We start from the raw sequence: 517 nt of genomic DNA, 5'->3' as shown, positions 1-517 counted from the left end.
GGCGGCGAGCTCGACACCCTGCGGATCGACGGCTCCGACGACGTGGCGGACGATTCCGCCTTTGCCCGCCGTGTCCATGGCTTGCAGGACGAGGAGGACGGCGGGACCGGAGTCCTCGTCGTGGTGGGCGGCGAAGAGGCGCTCCTGCAGGTCGTTGAGCTCAGCAGACAGCGCTTCGAGATCTTTCTTCCCGCTCTTCTTGTCCCCGTCGTAGCCGGGGGTGGATTCGGGATCGACCTCGCCGAGGCGGAATCCCTCCCCAGCGCGCAGTAGTGGTGCAGGATCGGTCGTCCAGTTGCTCGTCGGCTCACTCATGCGTTCATCTTTCCAGGTGGGAAGGGCCGCGTCTATACCGACAACTCACCGCCGAGGCGGCTGCTGAGGTCCGTCGATACCCGGCAGCGGATTCTCATTCGTCAGTCCGCGCCGACGCCTGTCCGCAAGGTACCCCTGGTAGGCCGCATCGCGTTCGCTCGCAGTCATCTGCGGCTTCGGCTTGTCAATGACATTGCGCAGA

Annotated in this window: 1 pseudogene; it reads right to left on the bottom strand. The window is 65.2% G+C overall.

From position 1 onward, the window contains the following. A pseudogene (locus IEV86_RS17715) lies at positions 1 to 315 on the bottom strand (polyphosphate kinase 2 family protein); the annotation flags it as partial. Positions 316 to 517: the final 202 nt, after the last annotated feature.

The sequence above is a fragment of the Cellulomonas carbonis genome, from assembly GCF_014636275.1.
Classification (GTDB): Bacteria; Actinomycetota; Actinomycetes; order Actinomycetales; family Cellulomonadaceae; genus Actinotalea; species Actinotalea carbonis.
This window is presented reverse-complemented; position numbering and strand designations above follow the sequence as displayed.